Source organism: Mesorhizobium sp. DCY119, from assembly GCF_003590645.1.
GTDB lineage: Bacteria > Pseudomonadota > Alphaproteobacteria > Rhizobiales > Rhizobiaceae > Mesorhizobium_M.
Genome location: NZ_CP031834.1, coordinates 586064 through 607176, shown reverse-complemented (window position 1 = coordinate 607176; position 21113 = coordinate 586064). Strand labels below are relative to the sequence as shown.

Here is a 21113-nt window from a genome sequence, read left to right as displayed (position 1 = left end):
CATGTTTGCATTCGGTCATCATGTCAAGGGAAGAGACGCGTTCGCGCAATAATGTTTCACGTGAAACAGGGTTCTCCGTCTATGAGGGGTGTTTCACGTGAGTCACGCGCCGACATATGTTTCACGTGAGTCACTTCCCTATACAGAACTGCGAGAATATCACATCCAGAAGGTCCTCGGGATCCACGGCGCCGGAAATTCTGCCCAGGCGATCGGATGCAAGGCGAAGATGCTCGGAGCGAAGCTCCAGGTCCGCCGCCGGCAGGCTTCGGCAGCTTCGCAGGAAATCCGCCGTCGCGCGCAACAATTCCACATGCCTTTGCCTGGATGGCAGCACATCGCCCGTGGAGCCAATCTCGGCGGCCGCTCGATCGGAAAGGAGCGCAAGCAGCGCATCGATCCCTTCACCGGTCTCGGTTGAGACAAGAAGATCATACATATTATCTCTAATATCATCCTTTGACAGATCAGCCTTCGTGCCGAGACGAATCGAGCCGGCGGGTATCTCGTCAGGCGCAAGGCGCTGGGGATCACCAAGGTCCTCCAGATAGAGCACAGCATCGGCAGCGGATATCTTTTGCCGCGCCTTTTCGATGCCGATCAACTCGACCTTTCCGGATGTCTCGCGAATGCCAGCCGTATCGGTAAGCCGCACTTTGACACCGTCCAGTTCGAGCGCGACTTCCACAAGATCGCGGGTCGTGCCGGGTTCGTCGGTGACGATCGCCACGTCCCGTCGGGCCAAGGCATTAAGAAGGCTCGATTTTCCAGCGTTCGGTGCCCCGACTATCACCACATCATAGCCGTCCCTGATGATCTCGGCTTTTCGAAAGCCCTGCAGATGTCGTTCAATCTCTTCGATCATCAAATCGATATCGGCCCAGACCGCTGACGAAACCGATCCCGGTACATCCCCTTCGTCGGAAAAATCCATCTCCGCCTCGATCATGGCTCGGTCGTGGATCAAGCGCGAGCGCCAGGCCTGATAGAGTTCGCTCTGGCGTCCCTCGCTGTTCAGCACTGCAAATCGCCGCTGCGCTTCGGTCTCCGCTGAAACCAGATCGGCCAGGGCTTCTGCCTCGACAAGATCAACTTTACCGTTGAGAAAGGCGCGCCGGGTGAATTCTCCCGGCTCCGCCTGTCGAAATCCGTCGAGCTCTCCTATGGCCTGCATCATCGCCGAGACCACTGCGCGTCCGCCATGGACGTGAAATTCGGCGGAGTCCTCCCCGGTGAAGCTCTTCGGGCCGGGAAAGAAGAAGGAGATTCCGCTGTCGAGTACCGAGCCGTCCCGCGACCTGAATTTCCCATAGTGCGCAAAGCGCGGTTTCGGCACGTTTCCGGTGATCGTTTCGAGAGCGAATCGAGTCTTTGGGCCGGTGATGCGGATAATAGCTATTCCGGATGGCAGGTGGCCGCTGGAAAGCGCAACGATCGAGTCCTGGAATATCATTGCCTGCCTTCCTTATGCGCCGTAGGCTTCAAAAAATCCTCTCGCATCGAATTGTGGTTCCGTGAATCTTCCTGCTGAAAACCTGCTATCGAACGAAACCAGCCCGTATCTTCGCCAGCACAGCGGGAATCCCGTGCATTGGCGGGCCTGGTCGCCACAATCTCTGGACGAAGCCAGACGATTGGAGAGGCCTATCCTGCTTTCAGTCGGCTACGCCGCCTGTCACTGGTGTCACGTGATGGCGCACGAGAGCTTCGAAAGCGAAGATGTCGCTGCCGTCATGAACCGGCTGTTCGTCAATATCAAGGTGGATCGCGAGGAGCGGCCCGACATAGACCAGATCTATATGGCCGCCTTGACTGCCATGGGCGAGCAGGGCGGCTGGCCGCTCACCATCTTCCTGACGCCAGACGGCAAGCCGTTCTGGGGCGGCACCTACTTCCCGAAGGAGCCGCGCTATGGTCGACCTGGTTTCATCCAGGTTCTCGAGGCCGTGGACAAGGCCTGGCGCGAGAAACAGCAAAGCCTCACCGACAGCGCGGACAAGCTGACGGATCATGTCGAGGCAAGGCTTGCAGCCAACCACGCATCCTCATCTATCGACAGCGCTCTCCTGACAACACTCGCCGACGGCATATCCGGCATGATCGACCATCAAGCCGGCGGCCTGCGTGGCGCGCCGAAATTCCCCAACGCGCCTTTCATGCACACACTGTGGCTCAGCTGGCTGCAGAATGGAAGCGAGATGCATCGCGACGCGGTTCTCTCCAGCCTTGAACACATGCTGCGTGGCGGCATTTACGATCATGTCGGCGGCGGGCTTGCGCGTTACTCGACAGATGCCGACTGGCTCGTCCCGCATTTCGAGAAGATGCTTTACGACAATGCCCAATTGCTTCGTATGGCCAACTGGGCTTTTGCCGAAACGCGGAACGAGTTGTTCCGGGTACGAATCGAAGAAACCGTTGCCTGGCTCCTGCGTGAAATGACCGTCGAGGGCGGTGGTTTTGCGTCGAGCCTGGACGCGGACAGCGAAGGTGAAGAGGGGCTTTTCTACACCTGGGACGGAACCGAGATCGAAAGCGTGCTCGGAAACGATTTATCTTTGTTTTTCAATAACTTCACTCTTGCCTCACCGTCCAACTGGGAAGGCAAGCCGATCATCTGTCAAACGCCGGCGCAGAGTCACGATTCCCTTGCAAACCGCGCTGAAGTCGACACGATCAAACGCCGGCTTTTGACCGCGCGGGAAAGACGCATTCGTCCCGGCCGCGACGACAAGGTTCTGGCTGACTGGAACGGCCTTGCCATAGCAGGACTTGCCGAGGCCGGCCGCGCTTTGTCTCGCCCAGACTGGATCACGGCAGCTGCAAGAGCCTTTGGCTTCATAGTAGGGCACGCGGACGCCGACGGCCGGCTGCCACACTCCATACTTGGCGACCGCAAGCTCTATCCCGCGCTGTCGAGCGACTACGCCGCCATGGCCAATGCAGCAGTTTCGCTGTTCGAAGCAACTGGAGAGGTCGCCTACATCGAGCGCGCAAGGTCCTTTCTCGATCAGCTTGACCGATGGTATGCCGACAGCGGCAACAACGGCTATTATCTGACGGCATCGGACAGCACCGACGTTCCGATCAGAATCCGCGGCGATATAGACGAAGCGATCCCCTCGGCCACCGGCCAGATCATCGAGGCGATGATCCGGGTGGCGGACGCCGGCGGTGACGTTCAGCTTCAGAAAAAGGCCTGGCGCGTTGCAGAACATGCCACTGGGCGCGCGTCACGCCAGCAATATGGTCAGGCCGGGATCGTCAACGCCTGCGCGCTGGTGATCAGTCCGATCAAGCTCGTCATCGTCGATGATCTGGCTGATCCGAAATTTATTCCGGTGGCGAATCGATGCCCGGACCCCAGACGAGTCGACCTCGTCGTTCCCGTTGGCGCCGAAGCCAACCTGCCAAGCCTGCCCGGCGGTGCCTATCCGCCAACGACAAAGGCCGGCGCATTTCTATGCACCGGCCCGGTCTGTCTTCCGATTATTACCGACCCTGACGAACTCGAGCAGGCCTTGCGTCCGAAACGATGAACCCGATCAGGTATTCATCGAGTCGAAGAAATCGGCGTTTGTCTTGGTCTGCTTGAGTTTGTCGATGAGGAACTCGATCGCATCGGTCGTTCCCATCGGCGCCAGAATGCGGCGCAGCACGAATATCTTCTGGAGATCCTGCTTGGCGACGAGGAGGTCTTCCTTGCGGGTGCCGGACTTGAGGATATCCATTGCCGGGTAGATGCGCTTGTCGGCGACCTTGCGGTCGAGCACGATTTCCGAGTTGCCCGTACCCTTGAACTCTTCGAAGATGACTTCGTCCATGCGGCTGCCGGTATCGATCAGCGCGGTTGCGATGATCGTCAGCGATCCGCCTTCCTCAATGTTACGCGCTGCACCGAAGAAGCGCTTGGGGCGCTGCAGGGCATTGGCGTCGACACCGCCGGTCAGAACCTTGCCGGATGACGGCACCACGGTGTTGTAGGCACGGCCGAGGCGCGTGATGGAATCGAGCAGGATGACCACGTCACGGCCATGCTCGACCAGGCGCTTCGCCTTTTCGATGACCATTTCCGCGACCTGCACGTGACGCACCGCCGGCTCGTCGAATGTCGAGGAAACAACCTCGCCCTTCACCGAACGCTGCATGTCGGTCACTTCTTCCGGCCGCTCGTCGATCAGAAGCACGATCAGGTAGCATTCCGGATGGTTGGTCGTGATGGAGTGGGCGATGTTCTGCAGCAGCACCGTCTTACCGGTACGCGGCTGCGCCACGATCAGGGCGCGCTGGCCCTTGCCGAGCGGCGCCACGAGATCGATGACGCGCGGCGAGATATCCTTGGTGGTCGGGTTTTCGACTTCCATCTTCAGGCGCGCCGTCGGGTAAAGCGGCGTCAGATTGTCGAAATGGATCTTGTGACGGATCTTTTCCGGATCGTCGAAATTGATCGTGTTGACCTTGAGAAGCGCGAAATAGCGTTCGCCTTCCTTGGGGCTGCGGATCGGACCCTCGACCGTATCGCCGGTCTTCAGCGAAAACCGCCGAATCTGCGAAGGCGAGATGTAGATATCGTCCGGGCCCGGCAGATAGTTGGCGTTTGCGGAGCGAAGGAAACCAAAACCGTCCTGCAGCACTTCAACGACGCCGTCACCGATGATCTCGATGTCCTGCGCCGCGAGTTTCTTGAGAATGGCGAACATCAGCTCCTGCTTGCGCATGACGCTGGCGTTCTCGACCTCGAGCGTTTCGGCGAACGCAATGAGATCGGTCGGTTTCTTGTTCTTGAACTCCTGGAGTTTCATTTCCTGCATAGACGGACTCTGAATGAGATAAGGGAAAAATATCGGCGAATGCGATGAGCGCCGAGCGCGGTCAAGGTGAAAGTGGGGACGGCGCGTGGCGGGAAGGAAGATCTGTCTTTTATCCGGCTACCCGGCAAAGAGCAAGGTGCCATTTTACGGGATCGAAGCGGTCAGAATGGCTTCACGATGACGAGAATGACGATGATGATCATCAAAACTGTCGGAATCTCGTTGATCATCCGCCAATGACGTGCCGGTTTGGTGTTTCGGTCTTCGGCAAAACGGCGAACCGCGCCAGCGAGATAACCATGCACGCCGGATAGCGCAACGACCGCCGCAATCTTCGCATGCAGCCAGCCACCCGAGAAGCCAAAGCCTTTCCAGGCAAGCCACAGGCCGAACACCCAAGTGATGATCATCGCCGGATTGATGATCGCGCGCAGCAGACGCCGCTCCATCACCTTGAAAGTTTCCGACTGAACAGAACCCGGCTCGGCATCGACGTGATAGACGAACAGCCGCGGCAGATAGAGCATGCCCGCCATCCACGAGATGACGGCGATGACATGCACGGCCTTGGCCCAGAGATAGAGATTTTCCGGGTCGAAATAGAACAGCAATCCCGTCAGAACGACGAAAATGCCGATCGCGATCGCCGCCCGCTTCATCGCCTGTCCGCCGTTTGGCGAAACTTTTGCGCTTTCAGCACTCATTGCCCTGAAAAGCTCCTGACTTGCCGGATCATCGCCTCGACATGTTCGATAGGCGTTTCCGGCGTAATACCATGGCCGAGGTTGAAGATCAGCGGCCCGGCGCCCAATGCCTTCAGGATAGCGTCCACGCCCTCAGAGAGGGCCCGTCCGCCGGCTACAAGCCGCAATGGATCAAGGTTGCCCTGCACGGCCCCGCCGGCCTGTAGGGCCTGCGCCTGGGACAAAGGCACCGTCCAATCCAGTCCGAGACCGGTAACGCCCGTCTTCTCGCGATAGGTGGAATAGCGGTGGCCGGCACCTTTCGGGAACCCGATGATCGGAACATCGGGATAGACGGCGCGAACCTGCCGCACGATTTCCGCCACCGGGCGGACGCAGAACGCCTCGAAACAGGCCTCATCGAGCACGCCGGACCAACTGTCGAATATCTGGACGACGTCCACGCCGGCTTCGATCTGTTTGATGAGATATTTGGCCGAATAGTCCGAGAGCATCGAAAGCAACTGCGCCATTGCCTCAGGCTCACGAAAGGCAAAAAGCCGGGCCGGTGCCTGATCGGGCGTTCCATGGCCGGCGATCATGTAGGTCGCAAGCGTCCACGGTGCGCCGCAAAAGCCGATCAATGTGGTTTGTTCGGGGAGCTCAGTGCGAAGGCGCTTTACCGTCTCGTAGACCGGCTTCAGATGGTGATGGAAATTCGATCCGTCAAGAGCAGCAATTTCCGGTGCCGAGATCGGCGTCATCAGCGGACCTCGCCCTTCCTCGAAGCGAAGATCGCGGCCAAGCGCATGAGGCACGACGAGGATGTCGGAGAACAGGATCGAAGCATCGAAGCCAAAGCGGCGGATCGGCTGGAGCGTCACCTCCACTGCGAAGTCCGGATTGTAGCAGAGGTCGAGGAAGCTTCCGGCCTTCTTCCTGAGCTCCCTGTATTCGGGAAGGTATCGGCCAGCCTGCCGCATCATCCAGAGCGGAGGCGGAGAAGCTGTCTCGCCTTTCAGGACGTCCAGCATGACGCGTTGCGCGTGCATTGAGCGTTATCCTCCCAGCTCTTTCTATAAATATAAATTCTATGAAAAGAGTCTTCTGATTCTTAGACTCTGTTGGAATCGGGAATTGCGACTTATCCCCGAACGAGCCTTTGTAACCAGAAAGCATATTGTCGCGCCGATTTCGATGTGAATTGGAAAACTCTGGGGACGAGCAGATTTCAGCCAGGAATTACAAAGCCTTGATAGGTTGAAAATTTCAGGCCGATGACAGTTGTCGAAGGCTTGTTCGACTTATCCCCATAACCCTCCTTGCCGCGGAAACGAAACGGACAGCAGGGCGAATTGTGGACAAGCTGGCTTCTGATACAGTCCGCTCTGGCCGAGAGGGGCAAATGTCCTGCTTATCCACATTTGACCACAGAACCGGGCGCGCCTTGTGAACAAACCCCAGAGCTTCTTCCATCTTCACCTTATTTCGGACGCTACCGGCGAGACGCTGCTGGCCGCCGGGCGGGCGGCATCCGCGCAATACAAGGATGCAAGGGCGATCGAGCACATCTATCCGCTCATCCGCACCGACAAGCAGCTGATGAAGGTGTTCGAGGATATCGAGGAAGAGCCCGGCATCGTTCTCTATACGCTTGTCGACCAGAACCTTGCCGGCCAGATCGATGCGCGCTGCGCCGAAATGGGCTTGCCTTGCGTTTCCGTGCTGGAGCCGGTGCTTGCGGTCTTCCAGTCCTATCTCGGTACGCCGGCCGGGCGCCGGGTCGGTGCGCAACATGTGCTGGATGCTGAATATTTCCGGCGCATCGATGCGCTGAACTTCACCATGGAGCATGACGACGGCCAGTTGCCCGGCGATGTCGACGAGGCTGATGTCGTTCTCATCGGCATATCGCGAACCTCAAAGACGCCGACCAGCATCTATCTGGCCAATCGCGGCATCAAGACCGCCAACATCCCGATCGTTCTCGGCGTGCCGCTGCCGGAGAGCTTGGCTGACGCCAGGAAACCCCTCATCGTTGGCCTGGTCGCCACCGCCGAGCGTGTCTCGCAGGTCCGTCAGAACCGGGTGCTGGGAACGACCACCGGTTATGATTCACAAGGCTATGTCGACAGGGCGTCGATTGCCGAGGAACTTGCCTATGCGCGGCAGATCTGCACGCGGCACAACTGGCCGATGATCGATGTCAGCCGTCGTTCCATCGAGGAAACGGCAGCCGCAATCGTTGCCCTGCGCGGCAAGACGCGCTAGTCGAAGCGCGACCGTCACTTCGACCGAGGTTTGCATGGCAGCGAAAATCATACTGGCTTCGGCAAGCCCGTTCCGGAAGGCGCTTCTGGCCAATGCCGGCATCGAATTCACCGCAATCCCGGCCGATGTGGATGAGAGGGCACTCGAAGCGCCGCTCGAGGGCACAGGCGCTACGCCGGAAGATGTCGCGTCGATCCTGGCCGAGGCCAAGGCAATCAATGTCAGCGAAAGCCATCCCGGGGCTCTCGTGATCGGCTGCGACCAGACGCTTTCGCTGGGCGACCGCGTTTTCCATAAACCCCGCGACAAGGAAGACGCACGCCGGCATCTGCTCGATCTCTCCGGCAAGACGCATCAGCTCAACAGCGCCGTCGTTCTGGTGCGGGACGGCGAAACGCTATGGCGTGACGTCAGCGTCGCGCGGCTGACCATGCGCAAGCTCGATCCCGCCTTTATCGGCCGCCACCTGGCGAGAGTCGGCGACAAGGCGCTGGCAAGCGTCGGCGCCTATCAGATCGAAGGTGAGGGCATCCAGCTCTTCGAAAAGATCGACGGCGACTATTTTACCATTGTCGGCCTGCCGCTGCTGCCGCTTCTGGCGAAGCTGCGCGATCTCGGAGCGATCGATGGCTGATCGTGCCGTTAAGGCGTTCGTGTGCGGTCACCCGATCGCCCATTCGCGTTCGCCGAAAATCCATGGTTTTTGGCTGAAAAAGCATGGCATCGCCGGCTTCTACGATGCCATCGATATGGCGCCGGAGAATTTCGAAGCTTTTCTCGGCGGATTGGCCGAAAACGGGCTGGCCGGCGGCAATATCACGATACCGCACAAGGAAGCAGCCTACCGCTTCGCTGATCGTCGTGACGCCGCCGCCGAGGAAATCGGCGCGGTCAACACCTTGTGGTTCGAGGATGGCCAGCTCTGCGCCACCAACACCGATGCACACGGCTTTGCCGCCAATCTCGATGAATATGCGCCGGGCTGGACGAAAGCCGGAGCCGCCGTCGTGCTGGGTGCCGGCGGCGCGTCCCGCGCCGTCATTTTCGCGCTGAAACAGCGCGGGTTTACCGATATCCGCATCGTCAACCGGACTGTCGCGCGCGCAGCTGAACTGGCTGATCGCTTTGGCGAAGGTGTTTCGGCCCATCCCTCCGATGCCGTTTCGGAACTGCTCTCCGACGCCGGCCTGTTGGTCAACACAACGGCGCTTGGCATGCATGGAAACGCCGAGATCCCGGCCGACCCGTCACATCTGCCCGACCATGCCATCGTTACAGACATTGTCTATGTACCGCTGGAGACACCGCTGCTTGCTGCGGCGCGAATGCGGGGACTGAAGACCGTCGACGGCCTCGGCATGTTGCTGCATCAGGCGGTTCCGGGCTTCGAGCGCTGGTTCGGCGTCAGGCCGGAGGTTACGCCGGAACTGCGCAGCCTCATCGTTTCGGATCTGGGTGCCAAATGATCGTACTGGGGTTGACCGGGTCGATCGGCATGGGCAAGTCGACGACGGCCAAGATGTTTGCCGATGCCGGCGTGCCGGTGCATGATTCCGACGAAACCGTCCATCGTCTTTATGCCGGGAAGGCCGCACCCCTGGTGGAGGCGGCGTTTCCCGGAACGGCGAAGGACGGTGTTGTCGACCGCACGCTGCTCGCGCATCAGGTTCTGGGCGACGCGGAAGCCCTGAAAAAGATCGAAGCGATCATCCATCCACTGGTCCGCGCTGATGCAGACGCCTTTCTGGCAAAGCACCGCGCGGCTGAAGCGCCGCTTGCCGTGCTCGATATTCCGTTGCTATTCGAGACCGGCGGCCGCAATCGCGTCGACAAGGTGGCCGTGGTGACCGCGCCGGCGGATATCCAGCGCGAGCGCGTGCTTGCGCGGCCCGGCATGACCGAGGAAAAATTCGCCAGTATTCTGGCAAAACAGGTGCCGGATGCGGAAAAACGCCGGCTCGCTGATTTCATCATCGATACCGGCCAGGGCCTTGAGCTCGCGAAAAAGTCGGTCGAAGAAATCATCGCCACGCTGACCAAGGAAATGCCGGGACAGCCAGCTGCCTGACCTTGCCGGGATTCTCGGTCGGGGCCATGCTTGGTCAAGGAGTGGTGATTCGAATGCGCGAGATCATTTTCGATACGGAAACCACGGGCCTCGATTCCCGCGAGGACCGCGTCATCGAGATCGGCGGCGTCGAACTCGTCAACCGCTTTCCGACCGGCAAGACCTTTCACGTCTTTATCAATCCGCAAGGGCGGGCCGTTCACGCCGAGGCGCTGGCGGTCCATGGCATCAGCAATGAGCAACTGGCGGATAAAAAGACCTTTCCGGAAATAGCCGAAGAGTTCATGGAATTCATCGACGGCGCCAAGCTGGTCGCCCACAACGCCAATTTCGACATGGGCTTCATCAATGCCGAGTTCGCCCGGCTCGGCCAGCCGGCGATCGGCTCGGAACGCGTCATCGACTCGCTCGCATTGGCGCGGCGCAAGCATCCTATGGGGCCGAATTCGCTCGACGCGCTCTGCCGCCGCTACGGTATCAACAACAGCCACCGCACTTTTCACGGGGCCTTGCTCGATTCGCAGCTTCTGGCCGAAGTCTATATCGAGCTGATCGGCGGCAAGCAGACGGCCCTTGTCCTGGACGCAGGCATGGAAACAAGGTCGGATGCCACGACCGAAATCCAGATTGAGATTTCGATCGAGCCGCGTCCCGAACCGCTACCGCCCCGCCTGACGGATGCCGAACGTGCCGCGCATATGCGCCTGATCGCCGATCTCGGCGAAAAAGCCCTCTGGCAAAATTTCCAAGAGAACTGAGAAACAAAAACAGAGCTGAAAACGAAAAAACCCGGCGCTAGGCCGGGTTTTTCAATTGGTTTCGCTGAAGAAATCAGCTGACCTGAACTTTGGCCGCAGCCTGGTCTTCGGCCACCTTCTGCTGGAACATCTGCGCGAAATCGATCGGGTCGAGCATCAGCGGCGGGAAGCCGCCATTACGCGTCGCGTCGGCGATGATCTGGCGAGCGAACGGGAACAGCAGGCGCGGGCATTCGATGAACAGCAGCGGCAGCATGTGCTCCTGCGGGAAGCCTTCGATCTTAAAGACGCCGCCATAGACGAGCTCGACATTGAACAGCACGTCCTTGTCGAAGGCAGCCTTGGCCGTCAGCGACAGATTGACGTCGAATTCCTTGTCCGAAAGCGGATTGGCGTTGACGTTGACATTGATGGCGATGCCGGGAGCCTTATCGCGGCCGCGCAGCGAATTCGGCGCGCCGGGGCTTTCGAAGGAAAGGTCCTTCACATACTGGGCAAGCACGTTCAACGAAGGCTGCACGCCGTTGTTGCCGTTTCCGTTGCTCACAGCGCCCGCGGCGTCATTGTCGTTCTTGGCCATGAGCCATGATCCTCTTTGCTTCAGCCGCCCGGCGGCCCGGATTAAAATCGTGCGTTGGCTAGCATGGTGTTCTTGCCAACACAAGTTTTTGCCGGTTTCAGGCCGTTTGGCGGATCACTCGTCGCCGATCTGCCGCCAGGGCGACCGCGGGTCGGGGCCTTTGGTGTAGTCGTCTTCGTCGAGATCGATGGTCTTTTCGCGCCTGCCGTCCCGCGGGAAGCCGCCCATCCGGCCGAAATCCGCCGAAAAATTGACCCGCCGCTTGATAAAGCGCCAGCCGAGGTCGCGGATCGGTGGAATGAAAAGCAATATGCCGACGATATCCGTCACGAAGCCCGGAATGAGCAGCAGAACGCCGGCAAGCAGGATCATCACGCCATGGGCGAGGTTGCGGCTGGGGTCGCGCCCAGCCTCGATTTCGGCGCGAATGCCGGCCAGAACGCTGAATCCCTGGTAGCGCATCAGCATGCCGCCGGCGATTCCGGTGGCGATGGTAAGCCCCAGAGTAGGCAAAACGCCGATCTGGCGCCCGACGACCACGAAACCGGCGATTTCGATCAGGGGAAGCAGAAGAAGAAACAAAGGAATGAGGGAAACCCGCACGTGCCCGCCAATATTAAGGTTGCATCAAAATGCCCAGCACCCGATGCTGGCACATTATACGATAGATAGGTATGCATGCCTTTGATTTGAATGATGACGGCATGCGTTCTATATGCATGGATTGAAGCGCGGAATGCGGCGAAACGGCGGTGTTGCCGGCCGAAGACAAAGGACTAGTGGCGAAAGACATGGAATTCTTCGATTTCGGCACGATATTTTTTCTGATTGCGGCTGTCGTGATCTTCTTCCAGCTGCGCAATGTGCTCGGCCGCCGCACCGGCAACGAGCGTCCGCCCTTCGATCCCTATACCGCTGGGCGGACCCGCAGCGACAAGGACGCCTCGGCCAAGCCGGAAAATGTCGTTTCCCTGCCGCGCAAGCGCGTTTCCGCAGATAATGACGAAGCCTATGTGGCAATCGACGCCTTCGCCAAGCCCGGCACGGAGCTGAACAAGGGCTTGCGCGCGATCAAGGACGGCGATCAGACCTTCGAGCCTAAAACCTTCGTCGACGGCGCCAAGATGGCCTATGAGATGATCGTGATGGCCTATGCCGACGGCGACCGCAAGACGTTGAAAAACCTGCTTTCGCGCGAAGTCTATGACGGTTTTGTCGCGGCGATTTCCGATCGCGAAGGGCGCTCGGAAAAGATCCAGTCCTCCTTCGTTGGTATCGATAAGGCCGATATCGTCTCGGCCGAGATGAAGAATGGCGAGGCGCATATCACGCTCCGCATCGTCAGCGAGCTGATTTCAGCCACGCGCGACAAGGCCGGCGAGGTGATCGACGGCGATCCCGAGACGGTGGCCGAGGTCAAGGACGTCTGGACCTTCGCCCGCGACACCCGCTCGCGCGACCCGAACTGGAAGCTCGTCGCCACCGAAGAAGAAGACTGAGCCTTTTGCGGGAGCCGGGCCGGTGCCTTTGTCGCCTGTTTTCCGCATCGTCTCCTTCGACGACCTGCCCGGCTGGGCAGATGATACCCAGGCGGACGCCTATGCCGCCTTTCGCCGCTCAGCCTTCCACGTCCTGAACAAACCCTATCGAACGGGCTCGCTGGGCATCGATTTTTCGGCCTTCGAAGAAGCTTATGCCGCAGCCCGAGCCGAAAGCACTGGCGATGCCAGGGCTTTTTTCGAGCGTCATTTCGTTCCGGCCCTGATCGTGCCGGATGACGCGGAAGCCGGTTTCGTCACGGGCTTCTATGAGCCCGAAGTGGAAGCATCTGCCAGCCGAAGCGAAAAATTCAGGGTTCCGCTCTTGGCGCGGCCCGACGATCTGGTCGATATCGATGACGAAAACCGCCCTGCGGGCATGGATCCATATCTCGCCTTCGGGCTTGAGACGCCAACGGGCCCTGTTGAATATTTCGATCGCGCGGCAATCGAACAGGGCGCTCTGGCTGGGCGCGGGCTGGAAATCGCTTGGGTTGCCGACCCGGTCGATGCGTTCTTCATTCATGTCCAGGGAGCCGCCCGGCTCAAGATGACGGACGGATCGCTGCGCCGCGTCACCTATGCGGCAAAATCCGGCCAGAGATTTTCGGGCCCGGGGAAAAAACTGGCCGATCTCGGTGAAATCCTGCTCGAACAGGTCACCATGCAGTCGATCCGGGCATGGCTGGCCGCCAACCCGCACCGGGTCAGCGAAATCCTCTGGCAGAACCGGTCCTATATCTTCTTCCGCGATGCGCCTGTCGACGAACCAGAGCTTGGTCCGATCGCCGCGGCAAAAGTGCCGCTGACGCCGGGTCGTTCCATGGCCATCGACCGGCTGCTCCACACATTCGGCACGCCGTTCTTCATCCACGCGCCAATGCTGACGGCCTTCGAGAAAAAACCCTTTCGCCGCCTGATGATCGCGCAGGATACCGGTTCGGCCATCGTGGGGACTGCGCGGGGCGACCTCTTCGCCGGCTCCGGTTTTGAGGCCGGCGAGATCGCGGGTGTGGTGCGAAACAATGCCGATTTTTTCGCCCTCATTCCCCGAAGCCTTGCCGGCGAGGCATCATCATGAGCGGGCGCGGCAAAAAACTCAGCGACGAGGACCGTGTCCTCTGGAACCTGGTCGCGCGCTCGGCCAAGCCGCTCAAAGGCAAGGTGGGCGTGCAAGAACCGTCGCCGGAGCCGATGACCATGGAACAGGCGATGGCCATGGACAAACCGGTCGCCAAGCCGGCAGCTCCAACACCAGCCAAGCCGCGCCAGACCGTCACGCATTCCTTCGATGCGCCGACCCACGACAAGATTGCCAAGGGCCGCCTGCCGATCGAGGGCAGGGTCGATCTGCACGGCCTGACGCAGGATCAGGCCTATTCGCTGCTGCTTTCCTTCCTGACCCGCGCCTATGCCGGCGGTGTGCGCTACGTCCTGGTTATCACCGGCAAGGGTTCGTCTTCCGGCGGCGAGGGCGTGCTGCGCCGCGCCGTGCCGGCCTGGCTGATGACACCGCCTTTTCGCATGTTTGTAAGCAGTCACGACCATGCCGCCCGCAACCACGGCGGCTCGGGCGCGCTCTACATAAGGCTTCGCCGTCATGCGGTGCCGAAATCATGACGCCGCTTGGTGAAAGGCTGCGCGCGCTGCGCGACGAAAGAGGCGTCAGCCAGAAGGAAATGGCCGCAGCCCTCGGCGTGAGTGCCGCCTATCTCTCCGCACTCGAGCATGGCAGGCGCGGAACCCCGACCTGGGCTCTTATCCAGAAGATCATCGGCTATTTCAACATCATCTGGGATGACGCCGAGGATCTGCAGCGTCTGGCCGAAACGTCGCATCCGCGCGTGGTGATCGATACATCGGGGCTGTCTCCAGCAGCGACCGAACTCGCCAATCTGCTGGCCCGTTCGATAAACCGGATCGGTGAGGACGATATCCTGAACCTCACCGCGCAACTGAAAGCCGCTCGCGGGCGACGGCGCTGATCTTCGGCGTCGGCTAGAAAAGCGCCTGCAATTCCGGCAGCTTGTCGTTGACCAGCCAGCCGTAATAATTTTCTTCTGGAAACTTGGCTTCCTGGCCTTCGCTCTGCCGCTTCTGGTTTTCCGCTTTCAGCGCATAGGCGCGCGCTTCCGGGTTGCCGATATTGTACAAGGTCGCGGTTATTCCCGGATTCTTCGAAATGTCGAAGCCGGCAATATTGCGATAGGCGTCGATCGACGTTTTCACGACGGCGGCGACATAAGGCAAGGTCAGGTCCGGGTCCATGATCGTTTCATAGACCTGGCCCGGCCGCGCGGCATCGAGCTTCGGCAGTCCCGAAACCCGGTGGACGAGATCGCTCACCTGAAGTGCCGTCAGCGGATTGAGCTGGCCAAGGCCGAATGTCTGGCCGGCATAGAAGGGCTGGAAGAAGGTGGCGCTGAAACGGTCGTTGGGATAGCTCTTGCCACCCACCGTCTTGCCGCGGAACTGGCGGTTCCAGACGTTCTCGCGGCATTCCCACAGATCGTAGCTGTCGGTCTTGCTGGCGCAGCCGGCAAATTCGGGCCGCTGGATGAAATCGGTGACGTCTTCGCCTTTGTAGGTGAAGCTGATGCCGTTGTTGAGATAGGCCGCCGCCTTCACATAATAGGTCTGCAGGCGGTCATAGGCGTCGACATTGTAGGTGTGCTCGCCGACCAGCGCTCCGACGATGTGCATCGGGTCGATCCTGTAGGCGGATGCCGTCTCGCGGATCTTAGCCCGCAGCGCGCTGTCATTCTTGAACAGCGCATAGACCTTGCGGTACTTGGCGTCGAAGCTGGTCTTGCCGGCCTTGGTGCGCTTGGACGAGGCGCCCGGTACCGTCGGCTGTTCGGCGTTGCGGTTTCCCGGCGGCACAAGCGTTTGCGCTTGGGCTGGCAAGGCCAGGTAGGCCAGAACCGGAAACGCCAGGAGAGACGAGATTTTCATGCGTTTCCGCAACCTTCGATAGCCATCAGTCCGGCAAATTAGAAAAAGCGCTCGACCGAGTCGAGCGCTTTTCCATTGTGTGGGACCTTTGGACCGATCCTTAAAGGATGAATCGCGACAAATCCGTGTTCCGCGACAGATCGCCGACATGCTTCTCGACATAGGCGGCGTCGATCTTCACCGAGGTGCCCGACTGATCGGGAGCGGTGTAGGAGATTTCGTCCAGCACGCGCTCCATCACGGTCTGCAGGCGCCGCGCGCCGATATTCTCGACGCTGGCGTTGAGGTCGACCGCAATTCCGGCCAGCGCATCAATCGCATCGTCGGTGAATTCGAGCGTCACGCCTTCGGTGCCCATCAGCGCGATATACTGCTTGATCAGGCTGGCCTCCGTCTCGGTCAGGATGCGCCGGAAATCGTCCTTTTCCAGAGCCCGCAGCTCGACACGGATCGGCAGGCGGCCCTGAAGCTCCGGCAGCAGGTCGGAGGGCTTGGAAACATGGAACGCGCCCGACGCGATGAACAGGATATGGTCGGTCTTCACCGGTCCATATTTGGTCGAAACCGTCGTGCCCTCGACCAGCGGCAGCAGGTCGCGCTGCACGCCTTCGCGGGACGGGCCACCGGAAATGTCGCTCCTGGCGGCGATCTTGTCGATCTCGTCGAGGAAGACGATGCCGTCATTCTCGGCCGATTCCAGCGCCTTGCGCACGACCTCGTCCTGGTCGAGCAGCTTGTCGGATTCGTCGGCGATCAGCAGCTCGTAGGACTCCTTGACCGTGGTCTTGCGCGTCTTGGTCCGCGTCTGGCCCATGGCCTTGGACAGCATGTCGTTGATGTTCATCACGCCGATATTGGCGCCGGGCATGCCCGGAATCTCGAAGCCCGGCATGCCGCCGGTTCCGGTGTCGGCAACCTCGACCTCGATCTCCTTGTCGTCGAGCTCGCCGTCGCGCAGCTTCTTGCGGAAGCTGTCACGGGTGGCCGGGCTCGCCGTCTTGCCAACCAGCGCCTCAAGCACGCGCTCCTCGGCATTGAGATGCGCGCGCGCCTTGACGTCTTCGCGCATCTTTTCACGCACGATGCCGATCGCGGTCTCGACGAGGTCACGGATGATCTGCTCGACATCGCGGCCGACATAGCCGACTTCGGTAAACTTGGTTGCCTCGACCTTGATGAAGGGCGCGCCGGCCAGCCTTGCGAGACGGCGCGAAATCTCGGTCTTGCCGACGCCGGTCGGCCCGATCATCAGGATGTTCTTGGGCATCACCTCTTCGCGCATGTTGCCTTCGAGCTGCTGGCGGCGCCAGCGATTGCGCAATGCGATGGCCACGGCGCGCTTGGCGTCCTTCTGGCCGATGATGAAACGATCGAGTTCGGAAACGATCTCGCGGGGGGAAAAATTTGACATATTGGATACTCGGTTTTGTTTTTGCTTATGTATGAGCCGGAAGCCGGCCCGCAAGGGCGTCCGGCAGCCGGGACAGAAGAGTGCGGCGCAGCGTATGCCAACCGGCGCTTAGCAGGAGCACCAGCGCACCGAGCACCAGCATGGTCAGCGGCACGACGCTGTCCGACAGTCCCGCCTTGACGACCAGCGAACCGAAGGCAAAGCCGGCATAGGACAGGCCCGAGACGAGAATGGCGCGCCTGTCGACCAGCACGGCGACGAATGCGAGGCCGATGAAGATCGCAAGGATGCTCCAGGCCGAAATGGCCTCGGGGCCGCCTTGGCCGACCAGGCCGCTGACGAGCGGATGGACGATCAGCGGAGCAGCCAGCATGTGCAGCCAGAAGGCGATGTCGGTGCGCCGGGTCTGGCGTTGCGGATCGCTCAGGTCGAAGCGCATGGCGAGCGCGAACACCGCAAGCCCGCAGACGAGCAGCAACGGCTTGGCGATCTGTGCAATGAGATCGGGAGCAGCGATGAAGACAAGCCCGACAGCGGCGGCAACCAGAGCCGCGACCCCGGCTGCCACTGTGATCGGCACGCGAAAACGCCAGTAGTGCAGCGCAGTGGCGCCGGCAGTGACGAGCCCGGCCACGACGATTGGCCAGCCGGTATCGTCGGCAAACGCTGAACCGAAGCCCAGCCTCGGATCCAGGGCCAAGGCGACGGCCCCAAACACCGCTGCCGCGAAAGCCAGAAGCAGCACGATGCTCGGCAGCGCCATGCGCCGCTTGCGGGTGAAATATTCTGCAAGCAGCCAGTTCGCCACCGCGATGACGACACACATGCCGACGCCGCCGATGAATTCGATGGAGAAGTAGCCCAGAGCGCCGAGGAACAGGCCGAGGCCGATCGTCACGAAGATATCGCTGAACCCGCTGATGAAACGGAACTTTTCGTCATCCTGCGGCTCGACGTCGAGGGCGGCGGCTCTCGTCCTTTCCAGATCGCGCAGCCCTTGCGCCTGGTCGGCCGTCACAAGGCCGCGTTCTATCGCCGCGAGCAGCGCTGCGTTCGAGATGGAAATGTCCGGCGATTTGGAAAGCGTGTTCATAGGTCTAGATGGCCCCCGCCTGCCACTGCTTGATCACCTCGAAAGGATGGACCAGCATGATTACATTGAGTGTCAAATTGTCCCGGATGAGATAACCGACCCCGATTTCGAAGATCAGCGCTAGGACGACGATGCTCCATACGGGCAGGCGCCGCGCCATGACAAAGCCCAGCACCATCGCCAGCGTATCCGATACTGAATTGATGATGCTGTCGCCGTAATAGTCGAGCGAGATCGTGCCTTCCCGGTAGCGGTTGATGATGAAGTCGCTGTTTTCCAGGAGCTCCCAGGCGCCTTCCACGACAATGGCCAGCGCCAGCCTTATCCAGATCGACCGTCCGGGCAGCACCAGCCAGGCAAGCGCATAAAACAGGAAGCCGTGGATGATGTGCGAGAAGGTGTACCAGTCGCTGATATGCTGCGAATTCTCGGAACTCTGCACGACACCGTGCCAGAGCTTTACATAGCCACATTCGCAGATCGGCACCCGGCCCATCCCATAGAGGATCACCGCCTGCGCGATGATCAGCGCTGCTGCGATCGCGACGCCAGCCTGCCAGGACAGGTGAAAAGCGTCTTTTTTCTGCCCTGCCGAAGCGGTCATGCGTCCTCGTTCCAGTCATCGGCGTCGATCGCCATCATCAGGGCCGGACCATAGATCGAGATCCGTGTGTCGAAGGCGCGAAAACCGGCCTTCTCATAGGCGCGAATGGCCCTTTTGTTGGCCGGGTCCGGGTCGATGATCACGCGCGGCGTGCCTTCCTCGAACAGCTCTTCCACGAACTGCCGCAAAAGTGCCGAACCATGACCCATGCCGACAAGCTCCGGCCTGCCGATGGAAAGGTCGAGCCCAAGCGTGCCGAATGGCTGGTCCTGATAGGGATGGTCGTCCTCGAGATGCGGATCGTAGCTTTGCAGATAGCCGATCGGCTTGCCGTTCAGCTCAACGATCAGCGGCTCGACCGATATGCTGTCGATATGCTCGCGGATCGAGGCGATCTCGTCTTCAGCATCGTCCCACCACTCGGCGACATGCGGTTGCCGCAGCCAGCCGGCGATCATCGGCAAATCTGCCTCGACCACCGGACGGAAGCTGTAGCGGGGCTGCGCCTCAGGCGGCATCGAGCGTTTCGATGACGAAGCTGTGGTTGGTGTAGACGCAGATGTCGGCGGCGATCTCCATCGCCTTGCGGGCGATCTCCTCGGCGTCCTTGTCGGTGTCCATCAGCGCGCGGGCCGCGGCCAGCGCGTAATTGCCGCCCGAGCCGATCGCCATCACGCCATATTCCGGCTCCAGCACGTCGCCGGTGCCGGTCAGCGCCAGCGAGACATTCTTGTCGGCAACCAGCATCATCGCTTCCAGCCGGCGCAGATAGCGGTCGGTGCGCCAGTCCTTGGCAAGCTCGACGCAGGCGCGAGTCAGCTGGTCGGGATATTGTTCGAGCTTGGCTTCGAGGCGTTCGAGCAGGGTGAAGGCGTCAGCCGTGGCGCCGGCGAAGCCGGCAATGACATTGCCCTTGCCGAGCCGGCGCACCTTCTTGGCATTGCCCTTCATGATGGTCTGGCCAAGGCTCACCTGGCCGTCGCCGGCGATCACCACCTTGCCGCCCTTGCGCACGGTCACGATCGTTGTGGCGTGCATCGTCAATTCATTCGACATATTCAGCTCCGATTGCGCGCCATCCCTTTAAGGCAATCGGCGCGGTACGAGGTTTGTTTCGCCATATGTATGCATAGGCCGCATGATTGCAAATCCCCACGAGACGCGCCGCAACACACGCGTCGTGCCAACTGGAAATCGTGGCAGCATGCTGTTAGAAGGCTCACGTTTTCTGAATGCAAGGAACCGCTCCATGAGCAAGCGTGCCGCCGAAGTCAGCCGCAAGACCCGCGAAACGGAGATCGCCGTTTCCCTCGATATCGACGGCACCGGCCGCTCCGATATGTCGACGGGCGTCGGCTTCTTCGACCATATGCTTGACCAGCTTTCGCGCCATTCGCTGATCGACATGACGGTTAAGGCCAAGGGCGACCTGCATATCGACGACCACCACACGGTCGAGGACACCGGCATCGTCATCGGCCAGGCTCTGGCGAAGGCGCTCGGCGAGCGTCGAGGCATCATGCGCTATGCGTCGATCGACCTTGCCATGGACGAGACGCTGACGCGGGCTGCAATCGATGTTTCGGGCCGGCCGTTCCTTGTCTGGGACGTAAAGTTCTCGGCGCCGAAGATCGGCACTTTCGACACCGAACTGGTGCGCGAATTCTTCCAGGCTCTGTCGCAGAATGCCGGCATCACGCTGCATGTCACCAATCATTACGGCGCCAACAACCACCACATCGCCGAGACCTGCTTCAAGGCTGTGGCGCGTGCGTTGCGGACGGCTCTCGAGCGCGACCCGCGCCAGCCAGACGCGGTTCCTTCCACCAAAGGTTCGCTGAAAGGCTGACGCCGATGAGCACTTATGTCGTCATGGAGCCGCCGCTCAAGGGGCGCGGCGAGGTATCCGACAAGGCCGTCTTCGTCCGCGACAGGTTTGCGGTTTTTGCCTTTCTCGTGCCCCCGATCTGGCTGCTCTGGCACCGTCTCTGGATCGAAGCCGCGTTTGCATTCGCTGCCGCGCTGGCGTTGGCAGCGCTTGGCGAAGTCGCAGGCTTCGGCGTGACCGGGTCGCTGCTGTCGGTGCTCGTCTCGATCTTTGTCGGCCTGGAAGGGCCGGCGCTGCGCATTGCAGCTCTTCGCCGCCGGGGTTGGCGCGAATGGGGCGCTGTCGAGGCCGATGATATATCTGACGCCGAGATACGCTATCTCACACAGGCTGCGAGCGGCGAGACTGCCGAGGCCGAGGAGATTGCCCGTCCCGTCGCGGTTGCCTCGCCCCATGCGCTTTCGCGACCTGCACCGGCGCTAGGCCTCGTTCAATATCCCGGAAAAGCCTGAC

General features: G+C 60.5%; 24 protein-coding genes. 12 read left to right on the top strand and 12 right to left on the bottom strand.

The window, feature by feature from the left end:
- Positions 1 to 130 precede the first annotated feature (130 nt).
- Positions 131 to 1453: a tRNA uridine-5-carboxymethylaminomethyl(34) synthesis GTPase MnmE gene (gene mnmE, locus DZG07_RS02875; RefSeq protein WP_119814104.1), complete on the bottom strand. Its 1323-nt coding sequence runs from the start codon at positions 1451 to 1453 to the stop codon at positions 131 to 133.
- Positions 1454 to 1514: 61 nt separating this feature from the next.
- Here mnmE and DZG07_RS02870 point away from each other — a divergent pair, with 61 nt between their 5' ends.
- Positions 1515 to 3539 (top strand): thioredoxin domain-containing protein, encoded by a 2025-nt coding sequence (locus DZG07_RS02870; RefSeq protein ID WP_119814102.1) that lies wholly within the window; start codon positions 1515 to 1517, stop codon positions 3537 to 3539.
- Between the two features lie 6 nt (positions 3540 to 3545).
- Here the strand turns inward: DZG07_RS02870 and rho are convergent, their stop codons facing one another.
- The 3 genes from rho to hemE form a co-directional block, all read right to left on the bottom strand.
- Positions 3546 to 4811, bottom strand: coding sequence for a transcription termination factor Rho (gene rho / locus DZG07_RS02865; RefSeq protein ID WP_091915725.1), 1266 nt, complete (start codon positions 4809 to 4811; stop codon positions 3546 to 3548).
- A 161-nt stretch (positions 4812 to 4972) separates the two neighbouring features.
- The gene (gene hemJ, locus DZG07_RS02860) at positions 4973 to 5515 is read right to left on the bottom strand and encodes a protoporphyrinogen oxidase HemJ (RefSeq protein WP_119814100.1); all 543 of its coding nucleotides are present in this window, start codon (positions 5513 to 5515) and stop codon (positions 4973 to 4975) included.
- The gene (hemE, locus tag DZG07_RS02855) at positions 5512 to 6546 is read right to left on the bottom strand and encodes a uroporphyrinogen decarboxylase (RefSeq protein WP_119814098.1); all 1035 of its coding nucleotides are present in this window, start codon (positions 6544 to 6546) and stop codon (positions 5512 to 5514) included. Before hemE ends, hemJ begins: the two co-directional genes overlap by 4 nt.
- Positions 6547 to 6943: 397 nt before the next feature.
- Here hemE and DZG07_RS02850 point away from each other — a divergent pair, with 397 nt between their 5' ends.
- From DZG07_RS02850 to dnaQ, 5 genes are read left to right on the top strand one after another with little or no spacing between them, the layout of a single operon-like run.
- On the top strand, positions 6944 to 7765 hold the full coding sequence (locus DZG07_RS02850; protein ID WP_091915720.1) for a pyruvate, water dikinase regulatory protein: 822 nt from the start codon (positions 6944 to 6946) through the stop codon (positions 7763 to 7765).
- Between the two features lie 34 nt (positions 7766 to 7799).
- The gene (locus DZG07_RS02845; RefSeq protein WP_119814096.1) at positions 7800 to 8399 is read left to right on the top strand and encodes a Maf-like protein; all 600 of its coding nucleotides are present in this window, start codon (positions 7800 to 7802) and stop codon (positions 8397 to 8399) included.
- Positions 8392 to 9231: a shikimate dehydrogenase gene (locus tag DZG07_RS02840; protein ID WP_119814094.1), complete on the top strand. Its 840-nt coding sequence runs from the start codon at positions 8392 to 8394 to the stop codon at positions 9229 to 9231. The genes DZG07_RS02845 and DZG07_RS02840 overlap by 8 nt, the downstream gene beginning before the upstream one ends.
- The gene (coaE, locus tag DZG07_RS02835; protein ID WP_119814092.1) at positions 9228 to 9833 is read left to right on the top strand and encodes a dephospho-CoA kinase; all 606 of its coding nucleotides are present in this window, start codon (positions 9228 to 9230) and stop codon (positions 9831 to 9833) included. Before DZG07_RS02840 ends, coaE begins: the two co-directional genes overlap by 4 nt.
- 53 nt (positions 9834 to 9886) lie before the next feature.
- Positions 9887 to 10591 (top strand): DNA polymerase III subunit epsilon, encoded by a 705-nt coding sequence (dnaQ, locus tag DZG07_RS02830; protein WP_119814090.1) that lies wholly within the window; start codon positions 9887 to 9889, stop codon positions 10589 to 10591.
- A gap of 73 nt (positions 10592 to 10664) precedes the next feature.
- On the opposite strand, the gene secB is transcribed toward dnaQ, so the two are convergent.
- Positions 10665 to 11171, bottom strand: coding sequence for a protein-export chaperone SecB (gene secB, locus DZG07_RS02825; RefSeq protein ID WP_119814088.1), 507 nt, complete (start codon positions 11169 to 11171; stop codon positions 10665 to 10667).
- Positions 11172 to 11285: 114 nt separating this feature from the next.
- Positions 11286 to 11774, bottom strand: a complete 489-nt coding sequence (locus DZG07_RS02820) for an FxsA family protein (RefSeq protein WP_091915709.1) — start codon at positions 11772 to 11774, stop codon at positions 11286 to 11288.
- Positions 11775 to 11962: 188 nt separating this feature from the next.
- On the opposite strand from DZG07_RS02820, the gene DZG07_RS02815 reads away from it, so the two are divergent.
- From DZG07_RS02815 to DZG07_RS02800, 4 genes are read left to right on the top strand one after another with little or no spacing between them, the layout of a single operon-like run.
- Positions 11963 to 12670, top strand: a complete 708-nt coding sequence (locus DZG07_RS02815) for a Tim44/TimA family putative adaptor protein (protein ID WP_091915707.1) — start codon at positions 11963 to 11965, stop codon at positions 12668 to 12670.
- Positions 12671 to 12692: 22 nt separating this feature from the next.
- The gene (locus tag DZG07_RS02810; RefSeq protein ID WP_119814086.1) at positions 12693 to 13790 is read left to right on the top strand and encodes a murein transglycosylase A; all 1098 of its coding nucleotides are present in this window, start codon (positions 12693 to 12695) and stop codon (positions 13788 to 13790) included.
- Positions 13787 to 14329, top strand: a complete 543-nt coding sequence (locus tag DZG07_RS02805; protein ID WP_119814084.1) for a Smr/MutS family protein — start codon at positions 13787 to 13789, stop codon at positions 14327 to 14329. The genes DZG07_RS02810 and DZG07_RS02805 overlap by 4 nt, the downstream gene beginning before the upstream one ends.
- Entirely contained in the window at positions 14326 to 14694 is a 369-nt protein-coding gene (locus DZG07_RS02800; RefSeq protein WP_091915701.1) for a helix-turn-helix transcriptional regulator, read from the top strand. The genes DZG07_RS02805 and DZG07_RS02800 overlap by 4 nt, the downstream gene beginning before the upstream one ends.
- A gap of 13 nt (positions 14695 to 14707) precedes the next feature.
- Here DZG07_RS02800 and DZG07_RS02795 read toward each other — a convergent pair whose 3' ends face one another.
- The 6 genes from DZG07_RS02795 to hslV all read right to left on the bottom strand — a co-directional run bounded on the left by DZG07_RS02795 (position 14708) and on the right by hslV (position 19828).
- Complete coding sequence (locus DZG07_RS02795; protein ID WP_119814082.1) at positions 14708 to 15664, bottom strand: DUF1402 family protein; 957 nt, start codon at positions 15662 to 15664, stop codon at positions 14708 to 14710.
- Between the two features lie 100 nt (positions 15665 to 15764).
- A complete protein-coding gene (gene hslU, locus DZG07_RS02790) occupies positions 15765 to 17075 on the bottom strand; it encodes an ATP-dependent protease ATPase subunit HslU (RefSeq protein WP_091915697.1) in 1311 nt (436 codons plus the stop codon).
- A gap of 25 nt (positions 17076 to 17100) precedes the next feature.
- Positions 17101 to 18168: a hypothetical protein gene (locus DZG07_RS02785; RefSeq protein WP_197716832.1), complete on the bottom strand. Its 1068-nt coding sequence runs from the start codon at positions 18166 to 18168 to the stop codon at positions 17101 to 17103.
- Between the two features lie 4 nt (positions 18169 to 18172).
- Entirely contained in the window at positions 18173 to 18772 is a 600-nt protein-coding gene (locus DZG07_RS02780; RefSeq protein WP_119814080.1) for a DUF2585 domain-containing protein, read from the bottom strand.
- Positions 18769 to 19290 (bottom strand): GNAT family N-acetyltransferase, encoded by a 522-nt coding sequence (locus tag DZG07_RS02775; protein ID WP_119814078.1) that lies wholly within the window; start codon positions 19288 to 19290, stop codon positions 18769 to 18771. Before DZG07_RS02775 ends, DZG07_RS02780 begins: the two co-directional genes overlap by 4 nt.
- Positions 19280 to 19828 (bottom strand): ATP-dependent protease subunit HslV, encoded by a 549-nt coding sequence (gene hslV / locus DZG07_RS02770; RefSeq protein ID WP_091915691.1) that lies wholly within the window; start codon positions 19826 to 19828, stop codon positions 19280 to 19282. Before hslV ends, DZG07_RS02775 begins: the two co-directional genes overlap by 11 nt.
- 193 nt (positions 19829 to 20021) lie before the next feature.
- Here hslV and hisB point away from each other — a divergent pair, with 193 nt between their 5' ends.
- Positions 20022 to 20621, top strand: a complete 600-nt coding sequence (gene hisB, locus DZG07_RS02765; RefSeq protein WP_091915952.1) for an imidazoleglycerol-phosphate dehydratase HisB — start codon at positions 20022 to 20024, stop codon at positions 20619 to 20621.
- Positions 20622 to 20626: 5 nt separating this feature from the next.
- A complete protein-coding gene (locus DZG07_RS02760; protein ID WP_119814076.1) occupies positions 20627 to 21112 on the top strand; it encodes a DUF2628 domain-containing protein in 486 nt (161 codons plus the stop codon).
- Position 21113: the final 1 nt, after the last annotated feature.

Excerpts from the sequence above, each read along its gene's own strand:
- mnmE (WP_119814104.1), bottom strand. The coding sequence starts at position 1,453 with ATGATATTCCAGGACTCGATCGTTGCGCTTTCCAGCGGCCACCTGCCA.
- rho (WP_091915725.1), bottom strand. The coding sequence starts at position 4,811 with ATGCAGGAAATGAAACTCCAGGAGTTCAAGAACAAGAAACCGACCGAT.
- hemJ (WP_119814100.1), bottom strand. The coding sequence starts at position 5,515 with ATGAGTGCTGAAAGCGCAAAAGTTTCGCCAAACGGCGGACAGGCGATG.
- hemE (WP_119814098.1), bottom strand. The coding sequence starts at position 6,546 with ATGCACGCGCAACGCGTCATGCTGGACGTCCTGAAAGGCGAGACAGCT.
- DZG07_RS02845 (WP_119814096.1), top strand. The coding sequence starts at position 7,800 with ATGGCAGCGAAAATCATACTGGCTTCGGCAAGCCCGTTCCGGAAGGCG.
- DZG07_RS02840 (WP_119814094.1), top strand. The coding sequence starts at position 8,392 with ATGGCTGATCGTGCCGTTAAGGCGTTCGTGTGCGGTCACCCGATCGCC.
- coaE (WP_119814092.1), top strand. The coding sequence starts at position 9,228 with ATGATCGTACTGGGGTTGACCGGGTCGATCGGCATGGGCAAGTCGACG.
- dnaQ (WP_119814090.1), top strand. The coding sequence starts at position 9,887 with ATGCGCGAGATCATTTTCGATACGGAAACCACGGGCCTCGATTCCCGC.
- secB (WP_119814088.1), bottom strand. The coding sequence starts at position 11,171 with ATGGCCAAGAACGACAATGACGCCGCGGGCGCTGTGAGCAACGGAAAC.
- DZG07_RS02815 (WP_091915707.1), top strand. The coding sequence starts at position 11,963 with ATGGAATTCTTCGATTTCGGCACGATATTTTTTCTGATTGCGGCTGTC.
- DZG07_RS02805 (WP_119814084.1), top strand. The coding sequence starts at position 13,787 with ATGAGCGGGCGCGGCAAAAAACTCAGCGACGAGGACCGTGTCCTCTGG.
- DZG07_RS02800 (WP_091915701.1), top strand. The coding sequence starts at position 14,326 with ATGACGCCGCTTGGTGAAAGGCTGCGCGCGCTGCGCGACGAAAGAGGC.
- DZG07_RS02795 (WP_119814082.1), bottom strand. The coding sequence starts at position 15,664 with ATGAAAATCTCGTCTCTCCTGGCGTTTCCGGTTCTGGCCTACCTGGCC.
- hslU (WP_091915697.1), bottom strand. The coding sequence starts at position 17,075 with ATGTCAAATTTTTCCCCCCGCGAGATCGTTTCCGAACTCGATCGTTTC.
- DZG07_RS02785 (WP_197716832.1), bottom strand. The coding sequence starts at position 18,168 with ATGAACACGCTTTCCAAATCGCCGGACATTTCCATCTCGAACGCAGCG.
- DZG07_RS02780 (WP_119814080.1), bottom strand. The coding sequence starts at position 18,772 with ATGACCGCTTCGGCAGGGCAGAAAAAAGACGCTTTTCACCTGTCCTGG.
- DZG07_RS02775 (WP_119814078.1), bottom strand. The coding sequence starts at position 19,290 with ATGCCGCCTGAGGCGCAGCCCCGCTACAGCTTCCGTCCGGTGGTCGAG.
- hslV (WP_091915691.1), bottom strand. The coding sequence starts at position 19,828 with ATGTCGAATGAATTGACGATGCACGCCACAACGATCGTGACCGTGCGC.
- hisB (WP_091915952.1), top strand. The coding sequence starts at position 20,022 with ATGAGCAAGCGTGCCGCCGAAGTCAGCCGCAAGACCCGCGAAACGGAG.
- DZG07_RS02760 (WP_119814076.1), top strand. The coding sequence starts at position 20,627 with ATGAGCACTTATGTCGTCATGGAGCCGCCGCTCAAGGGGCGCGGCGAG.